Origin of the sequence: Sulfitobacter aestuariivivens (assembly GCF_014763045.1) — a bacterium.
Classification (GTDB): Bacteria; Pseudomonadota; Alphaproteobacteria; order Rhodobacterales; family Rhodobacteraceae; genus Sulfitobacter; species Sulfitobacter aestuariivivens.
This window is the reverse complement of the sequence record NZ_JACTAG010000001.1, coordinates 771550-791238: the sequence shown is the minus strand read 5'-3', so window position 1 is coordinate 791238 and position 19689 is coordinate 771550. Positions and strand designations below refer to the sequence as shown.

17 protein-coding genes are annotated in these 19689 nt (G+C 60.5%); 6 read left to right on the top strand and 11 right to left on the bottom strand.

Features of this window, described 5'->3' with window-relative positions:
• The first annotated feature begins 195 nt into the window (after positions 1 to 195).
• Together H9Q16_RS03910 and ilvN are read left to right on the top strand one after the other, a co-directional pair.
• Positions 196 to 1938: an acetolactate synthase 3 large subunit gene (locus tag H9Q16_RS03910; RefSeq protein WP_191074045.1), complete on the top strand. Its 1743-nt coding sequence runs from the start codon at positions 196 to 198 to the stop codon at positions 1936 to 1938.
• A gap of 71 nt (positions 1939 to 2009) precedes the next feature.
• Positions 2010 to 2570, top strand: a complete 561-nt coding sequence (gene ilvN, locus H9Q16_RS03905) for an acetolactate synthase small subunit (RefSeq protein WP_191074044.1) — start codon at positions 2010 to 2012, stop codon at positions 2568 to 2570.
• 9 nt (positions 2571 to 2579) lie between these two features.
• Here the strand turns inward: ilvN and H9Q16_RS03900 are convergent, their stop codons facing one another.
• On the bottom strand, positions 2580 to 2936 hold the full coding sequence (locus H9Q16_RS03900) for a hypothetical protein (RefSeq protein ID WP_191074043.1): 357 nt from the start codon (positions 2934 to 2936) through the stop codon (positions 2580 to 2582).
• Positions 2937 to 3204: 268 nt separating this feature from the next.
• Between H9Q16_RS03900 and H9Q16_RS03895 the strand changes: the two genes are divergently transcribed.
• From H9Q16_RS03895 to H9Q16_RS03885, 3 genes are all read left to right on the top strand, one after another.
• Positions 3205 to 3963 (top strand): helix-turn-helix domain-containing protein, encoded by a 759-nt coding sequence (locus H9Q16_RS03895; RefSeq protein ID WP_246455453.1) that lies wholly within the window; start codon positions 3205 to 3207, stop codon positions 3961 to 3963.
• 96 nt (positions 3964 to 4059) lie between these two features.
• Entirely contained in the window at positions 4060 to 5223 is a 1164-nt protein-coding gene (locus H9Q16_RS03890) for an aromatic ring-hydroxylating oxygenase subunit alpha (protein WP_191074041.1), read from the top strand.
• Complete coding sequence (locus H9Q16_RS03885; protein WP_191074040.1) at positions 5220 to 5450, top strand: hypothetical protein; 231 nt, start codon at positions 5220 to 5222, stop codon at positions 5448 to 5450. The genes H9Q16_RS03890 and H9Q16_RS03885 overlap by 4 nt, the downstream gene beginning before the upstream one ends.
• A gap of 10 nt (positions 5451 to 5460) precedes the next feature.
• Here the strand turns inward: H9Q16_RS03885 and H9Q16_RS03880 are convergent, their stop codons facing one another.
• The 6 genes from H9Q16_RS03880 to H9Q16_RS03855 all read right to left on the bottom strand — a co-directional run bounded on the left by H9Q16_RS03880 (position 5461) and on the right by H9Q16_RS03855 (position 14170).
• Positions 5461 to 6249 carry a DUF2189 domain-containing protein gene (locus tag H9Q16_RS03880; protein WP_191074039.1) on the bottom strand — a complete coding sequence of 263 codons (789 nt, stop codon included), beginning with the start codon at positions 6247 to 6249 and terminating at the stop codon, positions 5461 to 5463.
• Positions 6250 to 6281: 32 nt separating this feature from the next.
• On the bottom strand, positions 6282 to 7700 hold the full coding sequence (locus H9Q16_RS03875; protein WP_191074038.1) for an amidase: 1419 nt from the start codon (positions 7698 to 7700) through the stop codon (positions 6282 to 6284).
• Between the two features lie 124 nt (positions 7701 to 7824).
• Complete coding sequence (gene prfB, locus H9Q16_RS03870) at positions 7825 to 8949, bottom strand: peptide chain release factor 2 (RefSeq protein ID WP_191074037.1); 1125 nt, start codon at positions 8947 to 8949, stop codon at positions 7825 to 7827.
• 143 nt (positions 8950 to 9092) lie between these two features.
• The gene (locus H9Q16_RS03865; RefSeq protein WP_191074036.1) at positions 9093 to 11645 is read right to left on the bottom strand and encodes a PBP1A family penicillin-binding protein; all 2553 of its coding nucleotides are present in this window, start codon (positions 11643 to 11645) and stop codon (positions 9093 to 9095) included.
• A gap of 105 nt (positions 11646 to 11750) precedes the next feature.
• Positions 11751 to 12962, bottom strand: coding sequence for an N-acetylmuramoyl-L-alanine amidase (locus H9Q16_RS03860; protein WP_191074035.1), 1212 nt, complete (start codon positions 12960 to 12962; stop codon positions 11751 to 11753).
• Between the two features lie 65 nt (positions 12963 to 13027).
• Positions 13028 to 14170: a pyridoxal phosphate-dependent aminotransferase gene (locus H9Q16_RS03855; RefSeq protein WP_191074034.1), complete on the bottom strand. Its 1143-nt coding sequence runs from the start codon at positions 14168 to 14170 to the stop codon at positions 13028 to 13030.
• An 86-nt stretch (positions 14171 to 14256) separates the two neighbouring features.
• Between H9Q16_RS03855 and H9Q16_RS03850 the strand changes: the two genes are divergently transcribed.
• Positions 14257 to 15000 carry a DsbA family protein gene (locus H9Q16_RS03850; RefSeq protein WP_191074033.1) on the top strand — a complete coding sequence of 248 codons (744 nt, stop codon included), beginning with the start codon at positions 14257 to 14259 and terminating at the stop codon, positions 14998 to 15000.
• Between the two features lie 45 nt (positions 15001 to 15045).
• On the opposite strand, the gene ispG is transcribed toward H9Q16_RS03850, so the two are convergent.
• The 4 genes from ispG to H9Q16_RS03830 form a co-directional block, all read right to left on the bottom strand.
• Entirely contained in the window at positions 15046 to 16173 is a 1128-nt protein-coding gene (gene ispG, locus H9Q16_RS03845; RefSeq protein WP_191074032.1) for a flavodoxin-dependent (E)-4-hydroxy-3-methylbut-2-enyl-diphosphate synthase, read from the bottom strand.
• A gap of 64 nt (positions 16174 to 16237) precedes the next feature.
• Entirely contained in the window at positions 16238 to 17497 is a 1260-nt protein-coding gene (locus H9Q16_RS03840; RefSeq protein ID WP_191074031.1) for a helix-turn-helix domain-containing protein, read from the bottom strand.
• A 121-nt stretch (positions 17498 to 17618) separates the two neighbouring features.
• Positions 17619 to 18842 carry a 5-aminolevulinate synthase gene (hemA, locus tag H9Q16_RS03835; RefSeq protein ID WP_191074030.1) on the bottom strand — a complete coding sequence of 408 codons (1224 nt, stop codon included), beginning with the start codon at positions 18840 to 18842 and terminating at the stop codon, positions 17619 to 17621.
• A gap of 195 nt (positions 18843 to 19037) precedes the next feature.
• Positions 19038 to 19628 carry a cytochrome P460 family protein gene (locus H9Q16_RS03830; protein ID WP_191074029.1) on the bottom strand — a complete coding sequence of 197 codons (591 nt, stop codon included), beginning with the start codon at positions 19626 to 19628 and terminating at the stop codon, positions 19038 to 19040.
• Between the last annotated feature and the right edge of the window lie 61 nt (positions 19629 to 19689).

The following is a 19689-nucleotide window of genomic DNA, read 5'->3' as shown; positions in this document are numbered from 1 at the left end:
GTTGACGCCCCTGCCAACCCCTCCTAATGTCCCGCGCAGCATGAAGGAGCAGCCGCACATGGCAGCACTAGTCGTCATTGTAGGAAGAAAGCGCATGGGCCGGTAACGGTAGACCCTTTCTGACCCCATGCGCCCCCGACACACTCGGGGGCTTTTTTATGCGCAACGATAACTGCTTTAGATGGAGCCAAGCAGATGACACGCCAGATGACCGGAGCGAAGATGATCGTTCAAGCCCTGATAGATCAGGGTGTCGATACCGTATTTGGGTATCCGGGCGGCGCCGTCCTACCCATCTATGACGAGGTGTTTCAGCAAAACAGCATCAAGCACATTCTCGTGCGTCACGAACAGGGTGCCGTCCACGCGGCAGAAGGCTATGCGCGCTCAACCGGGAAACCGGGTGTTGTGCTGGTCACGTCCGGCCCCGGGGCCACCAACGCAGTCACGGGCCTGACGGATGCGCTGCTCGATTCGATCCCGATCGTCGTGCTCACCGGTCAGGTGCCCACCTTCATGATCGGCTCCGACGCCTTTCAGGAAGCGGACACCGTCGGCATCACCCGCCCCTGCACCAAACATAACTGGCTGGTCAAGGAAACCGACCGGCTGTCCGGCGTCCTGCACGAGGCATTCCACGTGGCAACCTCGGGCCGTCCCGGCCCGGTGCTCGTGGACATCCCCAAGGACGTGCAGTTTGCCACCGGCAAATACGAGGGCCCGAAACCTTCCAATTCGCACTACCAGCCGCAGGTCAAAGGCGATCTGGAAGAGATCACCGAACTGGTTGCCCTGATCGAAAAAGCAAAGCGCCCGGTGTTCTACACCGGCGGCGGCGTGATCAACTCCGGCCCCGGCGCGTCACAGCTTTTGCGCGAACTGGTGGATGCCACCGGGTTCCCCATCACGTCAACGCTGATGGGCCTCGGCGCTTACCCTGCGTCGGGCAAAAACTGGCTGGGCATGCACGGGCTGTACGAGGCCAACATGGCGATGCACGACTGCGATCTGATGATCAACATCGGCGCGCGCTTTGACGACCGCATCACCGGCACCATCCCCGACTTCAGCCCGAAATCCAAAAAGGCCCATATCGACATTGATCCCTCCTCGATCAACAAGGTGATCAAGGCAGATGTGCCCATTGTCGGTGACGTGGGCCATGTGCTGGAAGACCTGCTGAAGATCTGGAAATCACGCGGGCGCAAGACCAATGGTGCCGCACTTGAGACATGGTGGACAAAAATCAAGGAATGGCAGGCGGTTGACTGCCTGAAATTCGAGCAAAAGGGGAAGGTCATCCGCCCGCAATACGCGCTGGAACGACTTGAAGCCCTGACCAAGGGTCATGACCGCTATATCTGTACAGAGGTCGGCCAGCACCAGATGTGGGCTGCGCAATACATGGGTTTTGAAGACCCCAACCGCTGGATGACTTCCGGCGGCCTGGGCACCATGGGTTACGGCTTTCCGGCGTCAATCGGCGTGCAAATGGCGCATCCTGACAGCCTTGTGATCAATGTGGCAGGCGAGGCGTCCTGGCTGATGAACATGCAGGAAATGGGCACAGCTGTGCAGTACAACCTGCCGGTCAAACAGTTCATTCTCAACAATGAACGCCTGGGCATGGTGCGCCAGTGGCAGGAACTGCTGCACGGCGAACGCTACTCGCAGTCCTGGTCCGAAGCCCTGCCCGATTTCGTAAAACTTGCCGATGCCTTCGGCGCCAAGGGCATTCTGGTAAAGGACCCGGACAAGGTCGATGATGCCATTCAGGAGATGCTGGACCATGACGGCCCGGTGATCGTCGATTGTCTGGTTGAAAAGCATGAAAACTGCTTCCCCATGATCCCCTCGGGCAAGGCCCACAACGAAATGCTCCTCGGCGAGGCGGAAACCCAAGGCGTCATCGACGCAAAGGGCTCTGTGCTGGTGTAGAAACGTTTTCTTGCAAAGAAAACGGACGGAAACTTTCAAAGTTTCCGATGCAATTGATAAAGGAAGTCGTCATGTCCCCGCTAAAACTGAAAAAAGGCGCCACGAGCCATTCCGCCTACAACCTGCGCCCCACCTTTTCCGACAAGGTGGAAAGCCACACTTTGGCGGTTCTGGTGGAAAACGAACCCGGCGTGCTGGCCCGCGTGATCGGGCTTTTCTCTGGCCGGGGGTACAACATCGACAGCCTGACCGTGGCCGAGGTGGATCATACCGGACACCTCAGCCGCGTCACAATCGTGACCTCCGGCAAACCGCAGATCATCGAACAGATCAAGGCACAGCTGGGCCGCATCGTCAGCGTGCGCGCCGTGAATGACCTCACCGTTGAGGGGCGATCGGTCGAACGCGAACTGGCCATGTTCAAGGTGACGGGCACCGGCGAAAAACGGGTCGAAGCGCTGCGGCTTGCGGATATCTTTCGCGCCAATGTCGTCGACAGCACCCTGGAAAGCTTTGTCTTTGAAATTACCGGCGCACCCGACAAGATCGACGCCTTCGCCGACCTGATGCGCCCGCTTGGATTGACGGATGTGGCTCGCACAGGTGTCGCGGCCCTGTCACGCGGCGAATAGCCAGCGCTGCTAGGCCTGCTGCAGGCTGTTCTGGCGACGCCGCACGGCACGCGCAGCCGCCTGAAACGGGATGATCTTGGCCGATGTGGCCGTGCACGCAGCGACCGGTGGTTTTGCCGCATCCTCGCGCAAGCGCTCTGGCAGGGTGGCATATCCCTGCTCCTGCAAAAGCCGCGGATTACGCGCGCGCCTTTGCCGGCTCTCGTTTGTGACGTCAAACTGCACCATGTCGCCTGCATCAAAAAATACCTCTGACGCAATGCCCGGCAGGGCCGGATCTTCGAAATATGCCAGATCCCCCTGATCTTCGCACCAAAACACAGCTTTTCCTGCCTCAGCATCGCACCACAACACTACACCAATCATAACTCTTCCTTGCCCAACGTCCCTGTAGCATTGCTACCAATACGTGCATCTAGGGCGACATAGTTAATTCTGCCAGAGCGGCTTGCTTTTTGTGTCTGCCACATTAGTCTTTTGTAGCGGATTAGCGCCTATGGTGATGCTGTTGCGCGTCACATGTCTGTATTTGCTTAGGAACCTGCGTGTCAGACAGCACAGAAAGTCAATTCCGGCGCGTCTTACAGAGAGATAAATGGCGAAACACAGCAAATCTCCCGCACAACTTAGAGCAATGTTCGGTGCGAACCTGCGCAAGCTTTCCGCGTCGTATGTGTCCATCTCGGATCTATCGCGACAATTGGGTATCAATCGGACACAATTCAACCGCTACCTCGCGGGCGAAAGCTTCCCTCGTCCGGACGTCCTGTCACGCATCTGCAGCTTTTTCGAGGTCGACGCCCGCGTGCTGCTGGAACCCGTGGACGAGATCGGCGCGGGCCAGGATCCCATCGCAAACCCCTTTCTGCGCAACTTCGTCGGGTCGGGCGCACATGACATTCCGCACGACGTCTTCCCAAGCGGCTTTTACCGGTTCTCGCGCCGCAGCTTTATCGATCATGACGTCTTTGTCGTCGGGTTGGTGCATGTGCGCCGCGATGGCACCAACACCTTTCTAAGGGGCTTCGAAAGCCGGGCGGCCATGCAGATGCAGGATCTGCCAACGGATGGACGCGCGCGCGAATTTCGGGGCATCGTCATGCAACAGGAAGACGGCATTGCGGTCATTGCCGCACGCAGCAATGCGATGACCTGCTCGTTCAATTACCTCAGCCGGGTCGCGTCGTTCGAGAACAATTACTGGGTCGGCTATGTCACCCGCACCGTGCCTGAAAGCGTCGGCGGCATGCGGGCCTCGCGACTGGTATACGAATATCTGGGCACCGGTCTGGCCCAGGCCCTTCCCGCCGCCCGCGCCGCCGGGTTCTGCAACCGTGACGCACTGCCACCCTTTCATCGGCGCCTGCTTCAACCTGATCAGCCCTTCACCTGACTGTCGGAATGTCGCCCCTGACAAAGTCTGGTCGCTGATGCGTTCCTAAGCCGCTCCAACCGCGCCTATGATCAGTCCAGCGTCAGGAGGCCCCTCATGGATCAACACCCCATCACCGATCTCAGCAATGTCCGTCGACCCATCGAACATGCGCAAGGGCTGCCCAACGCGCACTATATCGATCCGGCCATCCACGCCGAGGAACGCACCGCCGTTCTCTTTGACAACTGGGCCGGTCTGGCCGTCGCCGCCGACGTACCCGAAATCGGGGACGCGATTCCGGTGACGTTTCTCGACATGCCGCTGCTGATCGTACGCGACAAACAGAATAAGGTGCGGGTTTTCCAGAACACCTGCCGCCACCGGGGCATGATCCTCGTCGAAGAACCCCGCAAGATCGAAGGCGCCATCCGCTGTCCCTATCACAGCTGGTGCTATGCCACGGACGGGCGCCTTGTCTCGACCCCGCATGTCGGCGGTCCGGGCCAGAACACCCACGACGGCATCGACAGATCGCTGCTTGGCCTGGTGGAAATCCGAAGCCACATCTGGATGGATGTGATCTTTGTCAACATCACCGGCACCGCGGATCCTTTTGAAGTGGTCCACGCAGACTTGCTGGCGCGGTGGACGGAATTCGACGTGCCGATGTATCACGGCGGCAAGGACAGCCGCATCCAGCTATCGCTCAAGACCAACTGGAAACTGGTGGTCGAGAACTATTGTGAAAGTTACCATCTGCCCTGGGTCCACCCCGGCCTGAACTCCTATTCGCGACTGGAAGACCACTACCATATCGAGATGGAGGGCAAATTCTCCGGTCAGGGCACACATGTCTATCGCCAGATCAAGGACGACGACGGCACCGTCTTTCCCGACTTCCCCGGACTGTCCGAAAAGTGGGATGCAGCGGGCGAATATCTGACCTTCCTCCCGAATGTCATGGTCGGCGTACAACGCGACCACATCTTCGTCATCATCCTTGATCCCGTTGCCGTGGATCAAACCATCGAAACCGCGCACCTCTATTATGCTGAGCCGGACACCTCAGCGACACTGCGCGCGCGCAATACCGAACAGTGGCGGGTCGTTTTCGTCGAAGACATCATGGCGGTTGAAAGCATGCAGCGCGGCCGACACGGCGTGGCGTTTGACGGCGGACGTTTCTCACCGGCAATGGATGGTCCGACGCATCTGTTTCACAAATGGGTCGCCAGCCAGGTTGAGCGCCATCGCGCTGTGCCGCACGCCGCAGAATGACGGACCTGAATACCCGGCTTCTCGCGGCCCATGCCGCTGATGACCGGGACGCCCTGATTACGCTCTACCAGCAGGCAGCCGATGCTGCCGACGACCCCATCGCGCAGGCTTTCTTTCTCACCCATGCCTATGTGTTCGCCTTGGAAATGGGGGACGCGCAAGCACCTCACCTGCGTCAGCGGCTGGTCGACATGGGGTGTGAAGAGCCGCTTCAGCCCCCATCCTGACACGCACCCGCTAGTCTGCCGGCCCTTCGCGCACGACCAGCCCATCATAGACATGCCAGGACGCATGCCCCAGCCAGGGCAGGATGAACAGCAACCCCAGAAAACCCGGCACCATTCCTAGAAAAAGCAATGCCGCAATCACCAACGCCCACCCCAGCATGACCTTGGGGTGCGCTGCCACCAACCCGATAGAGCGCAGCAAGGCGGTGACGTAATCAACCTCCCGCTCCAGCAGCATCGGCACACCCACCACGCAGACCGCATAGATCAACAGCGCAAAGCCACCGCCGACAACACTGCCGATCAGCATCATCAGCAGCCCGTCCGCACTGAGAAAGACGTCGGTAGAGGTCATGATGTTGGTCATCGGCTTGAGGCCCAGAAACAGGGCAAAAATCATATGGCCCAGAAAGAACCAGAACAGCAGCACAAAGACCATCAGCGCCGAAAGCCAGGGTAATTGCCGCGCGCGTTCCGCCCATAACACATGCACAATGCTGCGCAGATCGCCCGCAGCCCCATGCGCGCGCCGGCGCGATACCTCGTAGGTGCCGATGGCTGCAAAGGGGGCGACAAGCGGAAAGCCAAAAACCGCCAACACCAGCCAAAAGGTATGGCCTGACCACATCGTCAGCCCGGCCAAAGCCCACCCCGCAGCGACACAGACCGCCCCCATCATCAGACCAAATGTCGGCGCGGCAAGGAAATCACGCCATCCCGCGCTCAGCGCGTGGCGCATCAGAGCGGCAGTGGGGGCCTTGAATGCAGGGGCGCCGTGGACACGTGCAAGGGTCGTCATCTCCATAGGATGCGCCCTCAAGCGCGCGCGCGTCAAGCGGCAGGCAGCTTGGGCGGTTTTTGCCCCGGCCAATCAGTCTCCTGATGCCAGGCTTGCGCGAACTGCAAAAGCTTGGCATCCGACCCCCGCGGCCCGATGATCTGCAACCCGGCGGGCAATCCGTTTGCCCCAAAACCAATGGGCAAATTCACCACCGGCAGACCGATCAGCCCCGCCGGGACAGTGACCTGCATCCAGCGATGATAGGTGTCCATCGCCACGCCCGCGATCTGCGTGGGATGTACCCAATCGACATCAAAGGGCCACATCTGCGCCGACGGCAGCACCAGCACATCGACCTCATCAAAAAGGGTCAGCACCCGCCGATACCAATCTGATCGGATCACGCTGGCCCGATGCAGGGTCATCGCCTGCTGGGCCAACCCGCGTTCCACCTCCCACTGCACCGCCTCCTTCAGCAGGGCGCGTCGCTCAGGATCGGCATGGATGTCACCCAAACCTGCCGCGACAGTAAAAGACCGCAGCGTGGTCCAGCTTTCCCACATCAGATCCGCATCAAAGGGAGCCGCCATCCGGCTCACCGAATGCCCCTGCCCCTGCATCTGGGTGATCGCGCTTTCGCTGATCGCCATGATGCCGTCTTCAAAAGGCAGCGCACCACCCCAGTCTCCCAACCAGCCCACGCGCTGGCGCGGCAGGGCCGCGTCCAGGTGTGGCACTGTGTCAGCGGGCGAAATCCCATGCGGCTGACGCGGATCAGCCCCGGTCATCGTATCCAGCAACGCGGCAAGGTCACGCGGACAGCGCGCCATCGGCCCCGACGTTGCCAGCTGATGCATAAACATGTCGCCCACCGGCTCTGACGGCACCGTCCCCCAGGTCGGGCGCATCCCGTAAACATTGTTCCACCCCGCCGGATTGCGCAGCGACCCCATCATGTCTGACCCATCGGCAACGCTCAGCATCCGCGACGCAAGGCCCGCCGCCGTCCCGCCAGAGGATCCGCCCGCCGATTTTGTCGGATCGTACGGATTGCGCGTGGCCCCGTGCACCGGATTGAATGTGTGGCTCCCCATCCCGAATTCCGGGGTGTTTGTCTTGCCGATGAAAATCGCCCCCGCCTGCCTGATCCGCGCGACAACCAGATCGTCCGCCGCCGCCACTTGCCCGGCAAAAACCGGTGACCCCATGGACGTGGGCAGCCCCGCAACATTGGCCAGATCCTTGACCGCAAATGGGATGCCATGCAGCCACCCCCTGCGCGGGGCCGCATCCGCCGCGCGCGCCTCTGCCATCAACGCGTCGCTGTCGCGCAGTGAAACAATCGCGTTTACCGTCCCATTTACCGCCGCGATGCGCGCAAGGGTCGGCTGCATCAGCTCAACCGCCGACAGCGTCCCCGCAGCCAGGGCCTCTGATTGCGCGCAGGCATCCATCTCCAAAATATCCATCTGATATTGCCTCCCCCCTGATGTCACAGCCCCATGGTGTCTTTTTCTGGCCAGAATATTCCCCCCCGGAGGGCCAAAATCTCTCGTACCACGCTCCGCCCGAACACTGAGGCCCGCGTTGAGCCTACCCCTCCTGCGCCTCCGCGCGGCTCTTGCCGCTGACCGCAAGCGCCAGCGTGGCGGCCATCAGCCCATCCAGATCCCCGTCCAGCACACCTTTGGTATCGGATGTCTCGTAGTTGGTGCGCAGATCCTTGACCATCTGATAGGGCTGCAACACATACGACCGGATCTGATTGCCCCAGCCCGCGTCGCCCGCACTCTCGTGCGCTTCGTTCACCAATGCAGACCGCTTATCCAGTTCCATCTGATACAACCGCGACTTCAGGGCCTTCATCGCGATATCGCGGTTCTGGTGCTGCGATTTCTCTGACGAGGTCACGACGATCCCCGTAGGATGGTGCGTGATGCGCACAGCGGAATCAGTGGTGTTCACGTGCTGTCCCCCCGCGCCAGAGGACCTGTAAGTATCGATACGGATATCCGCCGGGTTCACCTCAATCTCGATATTGTCATCCACCACCGGATAGACCTTGACGGAGGTGAACGACGTGTGCCGCTTGGCGGCTGAATCGAAAGGCGATATCCGCACCAGCCGGTGTACCCCGCTTTCCGACTTCATCCAGCCATACGCGTTATGTCCACTGACCTTGTAGGTTGCGGATTTGATCCCGGCCTCTTCGCCCGCACTCTCGGCCTGCAGTTCAACCTTGTATCCCTTGCGCTCGGCCCAGCGGACATACATGCGCGCCAGCATAGACGCCCAGTCACAGCTCTCGGTCCCGCCGGCGCCTGAATTGATTTCAAGAAACGTATCGTTGGCATCCGCTTCCCCGTCCAGCAGCGCCTCAAGCTCTTTTTGGGCCGCAGTGGCAGCCAGCTTTTTCAACGCCGCTTCGGCCTCGGCAACAACCTCGGTGTCTTCCTCCATTTCGCCCAATTCAATGAGATCGACATTGTCCTGCAACTCGGTCCGGATGCCCTCGTAGGTCGCCATGGCGTCCACCAGCGCCTGACGGTCGCGCATCAGCTTTTGCGCAGCCTCCGCATCGTCCCACAGGTTGGGATCTTCGACCCGGGCATTGAATTCTTCCAGACGATGTTGTGCGGTCTCCACATCAAGACGCTGCGCAAGCAGTTCAAGCGACTTGTTGATCTCATCCGCGAAATTCTGTGCTTCTGCGCGCATTGCCCTGCCCTCAAATTCGTCTGCCTGAGATAGACCAGCCCACCGACAGCCACAACCGCCCCCGGAATTTTTCAAAAATTCCGGACCGGAAACTTCCAAAGTTTCCGCCCCGTTTTCTTTACAAGAAAACGCGCCCGCTCAGATCAGTACAATCCACCCGAGGACAGCGTGCCAAAGCTGGCCTTCGGTCCCACAACCGCCTTGCGGCCCGTTGACGTCGTGACCTGCCGCGATGTGCGCCCGATCTCTTCGACCAAGGGCAAATCCGCGCCCATGGCAAAACCACCGTCAAAGGTGATACCAAAGATCGGCTCTTCGCCATCGCGGAAACACTCAGACACCACATTGGGCCCCGATGCCCCGTCGCTCAGACGCGCGCCCGAGAACCGGTCGATCTTGATGAACTGACACGCCGAGGGCACAGCGAACTTGCCGCCGCCGTATTTCTTGACCGCCTCGCTCATGAACCGCTGAAACACCGGGCCGCACATGCCACCGCCCGACGCACCGCGCCCCATCGCCCGGGGCTGGTCAAACCCAATATAGCAGCCCGCTACGATGTTCGACGTAAAACCGATGAACCAGACATCCTTGGCATCGTTGGTCGTGCCGGTCTTGCCGGCGGTAGGCACACCCAGATCGACCGCCTTGCGCGCCGTGCCACGCTCAACCACACCGCGCATCATCGACGTTAGCTGATAGGCCGTCACCGGGTCCATGACCCGTTCGCGGTTCGAGATCACCCGCGGCGCCCGACCGGGATCAAGGCTGGCCAGCCGACAGTCATTACAAATCCGCTGGTCGTGCTGATAGACGGTCCGGCCATAGCGGTCCTGCACCCGGTCCACCAGCGTCGGCTGCACCCGTTCACCCCCGTTGGCGAACATCGCATAGGCGCTGACCATCTGATAAAGCGTGGTTTCCTGCGATCCCAGGGCATTGGCCAGAACCGGGCTCAGATCGTCATAAACCCCAAACCGCTCCGCATAAGACCCCACGACATCCATGCCCACTTCCTGGGCAAGACGAATGGTCATCAGATTGCGCGACTGTTCGATCCCGGTTCGCAAAGGCGTCGGGCCATAATAGCGGTTCGATGCGTTCTTGGGCCGCCAGACGCCTTGCGGTGTGTTGATCTCGATCGGGGCGTCAACCACAATCGTGGCGGGCGAATAGCCGCTGTCCAGCGCGGATGCATAGACAAAAGGTTTGAAACTGGATCCGGGCTGCCGCTTGGCCTGCGTGGCCCGGTTGAATACGGATGCCTGATAAGAGAACCCGCCCTGCATCGCGATCACCCGGCCTGTGTCGACGTCCATGGCGACAAACCCACCCTGCACTTCGGGCACCTGCCGCAACGTCCACCGGATAAAGGATCCATCCGCATCCGCCGTCATCCGGCGCACCAGAACCACATCGCCGACACTGACCAGATCACCTGCAACCTGCGCCTTGCGCGCAAGCGATCCATCCTCCAGCCGCTTGCGCGCCCACTGCACGTCCTTGGCCGGGATCCAGTGACCATCGGCGTCTTCCGCCACGCCCTCGATACCGATCCGGGCATCGGTCTCGCCGACCTCAAGCACGACTGCCGGATACCACTGACTTTCCAGATCGATGTCGCGCGGCACGCGCAGATCCGCAAGGGCTGCGCGCCAGCTTTCCTCACTGGTCCGCTGCTCACGCGGGATCACTTCACCGGTGCCGTTCCAGATACCGCGCCCGCGATCATATTGCTCCAGCTGCAAGCGCAGGGAATTTGCGGCAATCGGCTGCATCTCGTTGTCGATGGTCGCCCGCACCGTCAGCCCGCCGGTAAAGAATTCGCCTTCACCGAAATCCCGGCTCAGCTGGCGGCGGATCTCATCGGTAAAGTAATCACGCGGTGGCAGGTCCGCTTTGAAGCTCTCGAAATCGCCATTCTGCACCGACCGCAACGGCATATCCCGTTCGCGCGCGTATTCCGTGTCAGAGATGTACCCGTTCTCGTTCATCTCACGCAGCACGAAATTGCGCCGCGCCATCAGGCGATCTTTCTGGCGTACGGGGTGATAATCAGACGGTGCCTTCGGCAGAGACGCCAGAAAGGCGGCCTCATGCGGGGCCAGATCACTTAGCGTCTTGTTGAAATACGTCTGCGACGCAGCCGCGACACCATAGGAATTCTGCCCCAGAAAGATCTCGTTCATGTAAAGCTCAAGGATCTTTTCCTTGCTCAGCGTCTGCTCAATGCGCGCGGCCAGGATGATTTCCTTGATCTTGCGTTCTGCCCGACGGTCCCCCGACAGCAAAAAATTCTTCATCACCTGCTGCGTGATGGTCGACGCACCACGCACGTCGCGCCCGCGCGATTTGACCGCATCAAAGGCCGCCGCACCAATCCCGCGCAGATCATAACCATCGTGCTGGTAGAAATTCTTGTCCTCGGCAGAAATGAAGGCCTGTTTGACCAGATCGGGGATCGTTTCGGCCGAAACAAACAGCCGCCGTTCCTTCGCAAACTCGTCGATCAGACGCCCCTGACCGGAATAAATCCGGCTGATGGTGGGCGGCGTATACTGCGCCAGCGATTCGTGACTGGGCAGGTCCCGGCCATACATCCAGAACACCGCCCCAATGGTCAGCGCCACCATGGCAAGGCTCATGGTCAGGGTCGTAAAGATACCACCCAGAAAAGAGAGGATAAATCGGAACACTGCGGGCCACCAAATCTCGTGTTGTGCCTGTCAGATATACACTGGCAGGTTAAGATGGTCAAAAGCCCGGATTTGACCGTCAGGGCGGAAACCCGCCCACCAGAATTATTTGCGGATCAAGGGCTTGAGGGCCTCATCCTGATCGCGCCACGCACGGATCCCGTCGGCCAGCGCCTCAACCATGACCGCGCGCCACACCGGATCGCGCAGGTTTGCCAGATCGCGCGCCGAACTCAGAAAGCCGACCTCGACAAGAACCGACGGAATATCCGCCGATTTCAACACGGAAAACCCCGCCTCGCGCGCAGGTCGGCGGTTCATCGGCCCGCCCGCTTCGGTCATCGACGCGATCAGCGATTGGGCCAGCGCGTCCGAGCGCGGCTCGGTTTCCTGCCGCGCCAGATCCAGCAGGACAGAGGCGACCTGATCATCTGATCCGGTCAAATCCGCCCCCGCAATGATATCGGCCCGGTTATGCCGCGCCGCCAGATGCGCGGACGCCGCATCGCTGGCCTCGTCCGAAAGGGTATAGACCGTCGCTCCCTTGGCCCCGCCCTGGCTCAGGCTATCGGCGTGCAGCGAAATGAACAGATCCGCGCGCGCCTGATGCGCCATGGCCACCCGGGTCTCGAGCGCGACAAATATATCCGCGTCCCGCGTCAATTCCGTCGCGACCCCTGACCGGCGCAAGGTATCGGCCAGGGCACGGGCAAAATTCAGCATCAGCTCTTTTTCAGAGACCCCGTCCCGCTCAGCACCGGGATCAATGCCGCCATGCCCCGGATCCAGCATGACCAGAAACCCATCCTTGGCCTCAGGCCCCTTGGGTTTTTCGACCAACGCGACCGTCCAGGCCGGATCAACCGGCGCGCCGGCGGCTTGTGCAAAGGCCTCTGGCGTCGCCGTTTCAAGCCAGATCTCCAGCACCGCGGCCCCGCTGGCATCATCCACCGGCATCCCGATTTCCTTTGGCACCATCGGCTCGCCCAGATCGGCAACCAGCCGCGACCAGCCAGGCTGGAATGCGCCAAATCGCAGGCCCGTGATGCGCCCCGGCTCGGTCAAAATCTCCGATGAGGCAACGCCGGACCAGTCTGCCTCGCGAAAATCAACCACAACGCGCGCCGGATTATCCAACAAGAACACCCGAAACGGCACGCCCTGACTCAGCCCGATGCGCAGCTCAGTCTTGCCGAACCAGCCGTCCTCAATCAGGCTGCGCTCCGGTTCAACCCGCGCCAATGCCGTCAGCTCCTGCGCCAACGCGCCGCCGGCACACAGCATAAAAGCCAGAAATGTGTTCAGGATCGCCCGCATATGCCCCACCATTCGGTGTGTCGTTGCGGGCAAATTAGCATCAATGACCCCGCCACGCCAGCGCCTCAGCGCGCCGCCATAAAGGTTTTGAGCCGCCCCAGCCCCTCTTCGATATCCGCCGTGCTGCGCGCGTAGGAAAACCGCAACGTGGCATGACCCCGCGCCGGATCGAAATCCAGCCCGGGCGTCACCGCAACCCCGGCCCGCTCGAGTATCTCCGCCGCAAAGGCGCGGCTGTCATCGGTGAAGGCCGATACATCCGCATAGACGTAAAACGCCCCGTCAGGCGGCGCGATATCGGTAAAGCCCGCCTCTGCCAGCCCCGTCAGCATCAGCGCGCGGTTGGCGCGGTAAACATCCATATTGGCCTGCAATTCCCCGTCGCACTCCAGCGCTGCAAGCGCCGCAACCTGACTTGCATGGGGGGCACAAATGAATATGTTCTGGGCAATCCGTTCCACCACCCGCACGTGATTTTCCGGCACCACCATCCAGCCAACGCGCCATCCGGTCATGGAAAAATACTTGGAAAACGAATTGATCACATAGCACTCATCCGTCACTTCCAGCGCGGTGACAGCTTTCTTGTCATACTCGATGCCGTGGTAAATTTCGTCTGAAATGAACGACATACTGCGCGCAGCACAGCGATCCACCAGCCCGCGCATCGCCTCACGGTCCAGCATTGTGCCTGTCGGATTGGCGGGCGAAGCCACCAGCAACCCCGTCAGATCCTGCCCGTCAAAATCACCCGGCACCGGCTGATAGCGGTTCTGCGCAGCCGTGGGCAGATCAACCGGCACCAGATCCAGCGCCCTGAGGATCTGCCGATAGCTCGGATACCCCGGCGCGCCGATCCCGACGCGATCACCCGTGTCGAACAAAGCGGTAAACGCCAGAATGAACCCGCCCGACGATCCCGGCGTAATCACCACGCGCGCCGGATCCAGATCGACGTTGTACCAATCGCCATACATCCGCGCGATCCGTTCGCGCAACGCCCGCAGCCCCAAGGCGACCGTGTACCCCAGCGCCCCCTCCTCCATCGCGCGGGCCAAGGCCTGCGTGGCCTCCCTCGGTGCCCCTGTACCGGGCTGGCCCACCTCCATGTGGATGATATGCCGCCCCGCCGCTTCGGCATCCGTGGCGGCTTGCATTACATCCATCACAATAAAGGGATCAACAGCAGATCGGGTTGATATGCGCATGGGCTTGCTCCTAGGCTTGGTTCATGCTTTCACCGTGCCAAACGCACGCCGTCAACCCCGGCACCCCTGACAAAAGGCTCTGACATATGTTGCACCGCCTGATTGCCCCCGTTCTGGCCTCCGCCATCGCGCTGCCCGCCGTCGCGCTGGACCTTGGCGCCATGACCGAAGCCGAACGCGAATTGTTCCGCGCCGAAGTGCGCGCCTACCTCATGGACAACCCCCAGGTCATAATGGACGCCGTGCAGGTCCTGCAGACCCGCGAAGCCGAAGCCAAGGCACGCGCTGACCTCGATCTTGTCGCGGACAATACCGACGAACTCTTCAACGACGGCTATTCCTGGGTTGGCGGCAACCCCGATGGCGACATCGTGCTGGTTGAATTTCTTGATTATCGCTGCGGCTATTGTCGCCGGGCCCACGATGAGGTGGCGCAACTGCTGGAAACCGATGGCAATATCAAACTGATCGTCAAGGAATTCCCGATCCTCGGCGAACAATCCGTCCTGGCGTCGCGCTGGGCCGTGGCAACCAAACAGGTGGCCGGCGATGACGCCTACAAGGACATGAATGACGCGCTGATGACCTTTCCGGGCGATTTCACCGTGCCCGCACTGCGCCGTGTGGCCGAAACATTCGGTCTGGACGCCGACGCGATCGAGGCGCGTATGGATGCACCCGAAGTGACAGAAGAAATCAACAAGACGCGCGCCCTGGCCCAGAAAATGCAGATCACCGGCACCCCGACCTTCGTGATGCAGGATGAACTGCTGCGGGGGTATCTGCCGCTTGATGCGATGCTGGCCTTGGTCGACAACAAGCGCAGCTAAGGCCGAACACCTTCAGCTATTGCACGAGGGACGCCGGCTAAGTTCTTATTCTGCCGCCTCTTTCACGGTTTCCGCATCAATCTCTGCGGCTTTCTTTTCCACCTGCTCAACGATATGTTCGATCATGTCGTCATTGCTTTGCTTGTGGCTTTGCTTGCCCGCCAGATAGACCATTCCCGACCCCGCGCCACCGCCGGTAAAGCCTACATCCGTCATCAGCGCCTCACCCGGCCCGTTGACCACACAGCCAATGATGCTCAGGCTCATGGGCGTCTTGATATGCTCCAACCGCTTTTCCAGCGCCTCGACCGTCTTGATCACGTCAAATCCCTGCCGCGCGCAGGACGGGCACGAGATGATGTTCACCCCACGGTGCCGCAATCCAAGCGACTTTAGAATCTCATAGCCAACCTTTACCTCTTCCACAGGATCTGCCGACAGCGACACGCGGATCGTATCACCGATCCCCATCCACAGCAGATTGCCAAGCCCGATGGCGGATTTGATCGTGCCGCTGACCAGCCCGCCCGCCTCGGTAATGCCAAGGTGAATCGGCGCATCCGTGGCCTCGGCCAATTGCTGATAGGCGGCCGCCGCCATAAAGACATCCGACGCCTTGCAGCTGATCTTGAACTCGTGAAAGTCGTTGTCCTGCAGTATCTTGATGTGATCCAGCCCGCTTTCAACCATCGCATCGGGGCAAGGTTCGCCATACTTTTCCAACAGGTGTTTTTCCAACGATCCGGCATTCACCCCGATCCGGATCGAACAATTATGATCCCGCGCGGCCTTGATCACTTCGCGCACCCGCGTCTCATCCCCGATATTGCCCGGATTGATCCGCAAACAGGCCGCGCCCGCCTCTGCCGCCTCGATCCCGCGCTTATAGTGAAAATGAATATCCGCCACGATTGGCACGCTGACCTCTGGCACGATCTGGCGCAGCGCCTTTGATGACGCCTCGTCCGGAACGGAAATCCGCACGATATCCGCGCCCGCGTCAGCCGCTGCATTGACCTGTGCAATGGTGGCCGCCACATCCGTGGTCAGCGTATTGGTCATGGTCTGCACGGTAATGGGCGCATCGCCCCCGACAGGCACCGACCCCACCATGATCTGCCGCGACTTGCGCCGATAGATATTACGCCAGGGGCGGATGTGATTGAGCGACATGAGGGAAGCCTTTGGCAGGATACGCGGGTGCGCTCAACCTAAGCACCACGCGGGCTGCGCGCAACTAGTCGTCCGCGCCTTCGTCAGTGTCTGCGGCATTCTGAAGCTCAGAGACCAATGTCGCCAGCCGTGTGTTTTCTTCCACTACGGCCGGGTCGTACAACTCTGCAAGCGCCTCACGGTTCAGCGGCACGTTCGACGTCACAGCCCCGCGCGGCCCCACCGGACCATAATAGGCATTGTCCATCGCGAAATAGATCGCCCCCGACTGGCCGGTCCGCAGCATCGGTGGTTCTTCGGTCGCAGGAATGTCCCACGTGTCGCCGGTGCTCATCGTTGTTTCAAAAATTACGGACCCATCCGCCGCCTTGACCTGCACCCAGGATGGTTCAACCGCCACCATCCGCAGCGTGTCCGGCACCCCTTCGACGACCTGCGGAACAGAGGCCGCGGTGTCCGGCGCCGGCAAATCGGCACCCAGCAACGCGGTCTGAACCTCGGCACCGCGCAAACCACCCGGCTCCGGCGACTGGAAATTCCCGATCGACCGCGGGTCAATCGATGCGATCGGTGCATCCCGCGGCGTCAGACGCGGCACATCCAGCGCCTGCGGACGGTAAAGACGGTCCAGCGCATCCGCGCGCGGCGCATCTGCCACAAGGCGCGGTGCCGCTGAATCTGAAGTCGCCTCCGGGGCCGAGGCAAGCGCCCCATCCAGCGGATCTAGATCCGACAGCACCACAGGCGTTTCATCGACCGGTGCGACCTGTACGCGCTGCACTTCCTGCAGCACCGTCCAGCCGCCAAACCCGATGGCCCCGATCAACCCGACCAAAACCATCATCGATCCGACCGCTGCCGGCTCAATCCGGCTGATCAGGCTATCGCCCTGGGGCGTGAACGGCAGCATTGGTTTGGCAAAGAAATCAGCGTCTTGGCTGCGTGTCTTCGCGCGATCCTCAAAGCTCGGCTTCTTGATGACAGACGCGTTGGCAGACATGCCGTGCGCAACCTCAAACCCGGATTCGGTGCAAAAAGCGGCAAACGCCTTGTCAGGATCCATTCCCAGATAGCGCGCATAGGACCGCACGTAGCCTGCGATAAAACCGGGGGTGTCAAACGCATCCGGATTGGCATTTTCGATGGCGGCAATGTACGAGGCCTTGATCCGCAGCTCGCGCTGAACATCCAACAACGACTTGCCCAGCGTGGCCCGTTCGCCCCGCATGACATCGCCCAAACGCAGTTCAAAAGCGTCAAAGCCCTTCGGCTCTTCCGCTACCACTTCCGTGTCTGCGCTCTTGGAGGACCAACGCCCGATCATGCCAATGCCCCGTGTTCTTGCTGCCCGCTGCCTTCATCCAATTTCGTCTACGCGATTCGGATGTAGCCTTTTGTTTCCCTAAGTCTAGCATAAGGCAACGTAAAACACGAATAGCGGGTAATCAGCCCGCCGCTTCGGCACGATTCAGCGCACAGTGCGACCAAAGATTGTCCATCGCACGCACCAAAGCATCCATTTCATCCGGGCCGTGTACCGGGGAGGGGGTGAACCGCAGACGTTCTGTACCACGGGGCACTGTCGGGAAATTGATGGGCTGGGCATAGATGCCGTGCTCTTCCAACAACATGTCGCTCAGCATCTTGGTATGCACCGGATTGCCGACCATCACCGGCACGATATGGCTGCCGTGATCGATGATCGGCAGGCCCAGTCCCTTGAGGCGCAGCTTCAGCGCGCGGGCCTGTTCTTGGTGCTTCTGGCGCAACTCCGGTGCGCGTTTGAGGTATGCCACACTGGCTGCAGCGCCCGCCGCGACCGCTGGCGGCAACGACGTGGTAAAGATGAATCCGGGCGCATAGGACCGGATCGCATCGCACATCTTGTCCGACGCCGCGATATAGCCGCCCATGACGCCGTACGCCTTGGCCAGCGTCCCGTTGATGATGTCCAGCCGGTGCATCAGGCGATCCCGCTCGGCGACCCCGGCCCCGCGCGGGCCGTACATGCCCACCGCGTGCACCTCGTCGATATAGGTCAGCGCATTGAATTCATCCGCCAGATCACAGATCGCCTCGATCGGCCCAAAGTCACCATCCATCGAATAAATCGATTCAAATGCAATCAACTTGGGCGCCGCAGGATCGTCCGCTTCCAGCAATTCGCGCAGGTGCGCGACGTCATTGTGGCGGAAAATCCGCTTGGCACCGCCATTGCGCCGCACGCCCTCGATCATCGAGGCATGGTTCAGCGCATCGGAATAGATGATCAAACCGGGAAAAAGCTTCGGCAGCGTCGACAGTGTTGCGTCATTGGCGATGTAGGCCGAGGTAAACAGCAGCGCCGCTTCCTTGCCGTGCAGATCGGCCAGCTCGCGCTCCAGCCGCTTGTGATACACCGTCGTGCCGGAAATGTTGCGTGTGCCGCCAGACCCCGCACCGGTCGCTGTCAGCGCTTCTTGCATCGCCTCCAACACAACCGGATGCTGACCCATGCCGAGATAATCGTTGCCGCACCAGACCGTGATCTCCTGCTCGGTGCCATCGGGCCGGGTCCAGACCGCGTGCGGAAACTGACCCTTGCGGCGTTCGATGTCGATGAAGGTGCGGTAACGGCCCTCGTCATGCAGACGCGCAATCGCGCGATCCAGCTGGTCGATATAGTTCATCGCGCCTCTCCGTCTGGCAGAAAGATCCGGTCGCGCGGCGGCCCGGATCCCAAGTTCCCTGGAACAATTATAGAATGCCTCGCTTGGCTTCAATGAAATACCGCAGGCCTTGTTGTCGCAGCCTTGATCTGGATCAACAGATGTTTCAGCGCACGCGGAAATCCACAGCACCCCGGCATTTTCTACGCTGCGGTGTCAGTCACCACTGAACCGGACATCGACATCCGGATACCCCAGCGAATCCTGATCAGCAAAGGCCGCATGGCAATCGTGGCAAAAGCTTTGCTTGATCTTCATGTTCTTGCCGTTGGGCTGCACGGCTGAGTAGACCCAATTTCCAAACTCATCTGCCTCGCCTGCGTCGACCTTGGTCATGATGAAAAGCGGCCCATTGCGCGGCTTTCCCTTCTTGGACAGCTTATAGCTTTCCTTGGCCAGGACAGACCCCACAGGCATCGCAAACCCACCCTCATCGGCATATTTCACGTATTGCGCATAGCCCACGTCATTGGCGTAGGTGAACAGAAACCGATCCCCGTGCGGCCCCGGTGCCGCCGGTCCGGTGCTTGTCGCCTGCCAGTCGCGATAGACACTTCCGATCTCGTGGCCTTCCTTGGCATAGCCCGCAGCCAACTTGTCTTTGACACAGGCATAAAGCGCATCAATGTCAGCCTGTTCAAAATCAACGGCCTTTTTGTCAAAGGTGCAGTCCTGCGCACTGGCGGTGCTTGCCATTGCAGCAAAAGCCAACGCTGTGCCGGCGGCGGCGGGTATCAAAAATTTCATGGGGTCTCCCTCCCGTATTGGTTTTCAGGGCTGCGGCGCGGTGTCGCACCCTTCCCCTGCT

Bases quoted from the DNA above. Each gene is read 5' to 3' on its own strand.
- prfB (WP_191074037.1), bottom strand. From the start codon at position 8,949: ATGCGCGCAGAAGCACAGAATTTCGCGGATGAGATCAACAAGTCGCTT.
- H9Q16_RS03855 (WP_191074034.1), bottom strand. From the start codon at position 14,170: ATGCGCATATCAACCCGATCTGCTGTTGATCCCTTTATTGTGATGGAT.
- ispG (WP_191074032.1), bottom strand. From the start codon at position 16,173: ATGTCGCTCAATCACATCCGCCCCTGGCGTAATATCTATCGGCGCAAG.
- H9Q16_RS03900 (WP_191074043.1), bottom strand. From the start codon at position 2,936: ATGATTGGTGTAGTGTTGTGGTGCGATGCTGAGGCAGGAAAAGCTGTG.
- H9Q16_RS03890 (WP_191074041.1), top strand. From the start codon at position 4,060: ATGGATCAACACCCCATCACCGATCTCAGCAATGTCCGTCGACCCATC.
- ilvN (WP_191074044.1), top strand. From the start codon at position 2,010: ATGTCCCCGCTAAAACTGAAAAAAGGCGCCACGAGCCATTCCGCCTAC.
- H9Q16_RS03895 (WP_246455453.1), top strand. From the start codon at position 3,205: ATGTTCGGTGCGAACCTGCGCAAGCTTTCCGCGTCGTATGTGTCCATC.
- H9Q16_RS03830 (WP_191074029.1), bottom strand. From the start codon at position 19,628: ATGAAATTTTTGATACCCGCCGCCGCCGGCACAGCGTTGGCTTTTGCT.
- H9Q16_RS03910 (WP_191074045.1), top strand. From the start codon at position 196: ATGACACGCCAGATGACCGGAGCGAAGATGATCGTTCAAGCCCTGATA.
- H9Q16_RS03875 (WP_191074038.1), bottom strand. From the start codon at position 7,700: ATGGATATTTTGGAGATGGATGCCTGCGCGCAATCAGAGGCCCTGGCT.
- H9Q16_RS03860 (WP_191074035.1), bottom strand. From the start codon at position 12,962: ATGCGGGCGATCCTGAACACATTTCTGGCTTTTATGCTGTGTGCCGGC.
- H9Q16_RS03840 (WP_191074031.1), bottom strand. From the start codon at position 17,497: ATGATCGGGCGTTGGTCCTCCAAGAGCGCAGACACGGAAGTGGTAGCG.
- H9Q16_RS03885 (WP_191074040.1), top strand. From the start codon at position 5,220: ATGACGGACCTGAATACCCGGCTTCTCGCGGCCCATGCCGCTGATGAC.
- H9Q16_RS03880 (WP_191074039.1), bottom strand. From the start codon at position 6,249: ATGACGACCCTTGCACGTGTCCACGGCGCCCCTGCATTCAAGGCCCCC.
- hemA (WP_191074030.1), bottom strand. From the start codon at position 18,842: ATGAACTATATCGACCAGCTGGATCGCGCGATTGCGCGTCTGCATGAC.
- H9Q16_RS03850 (WP_191074033.1), top strand. From the start codon at position 14,257: ATGTTGCACCGCCTGATTGCCCCCGTTCTGGCCTCCGCCATCGCGCTG.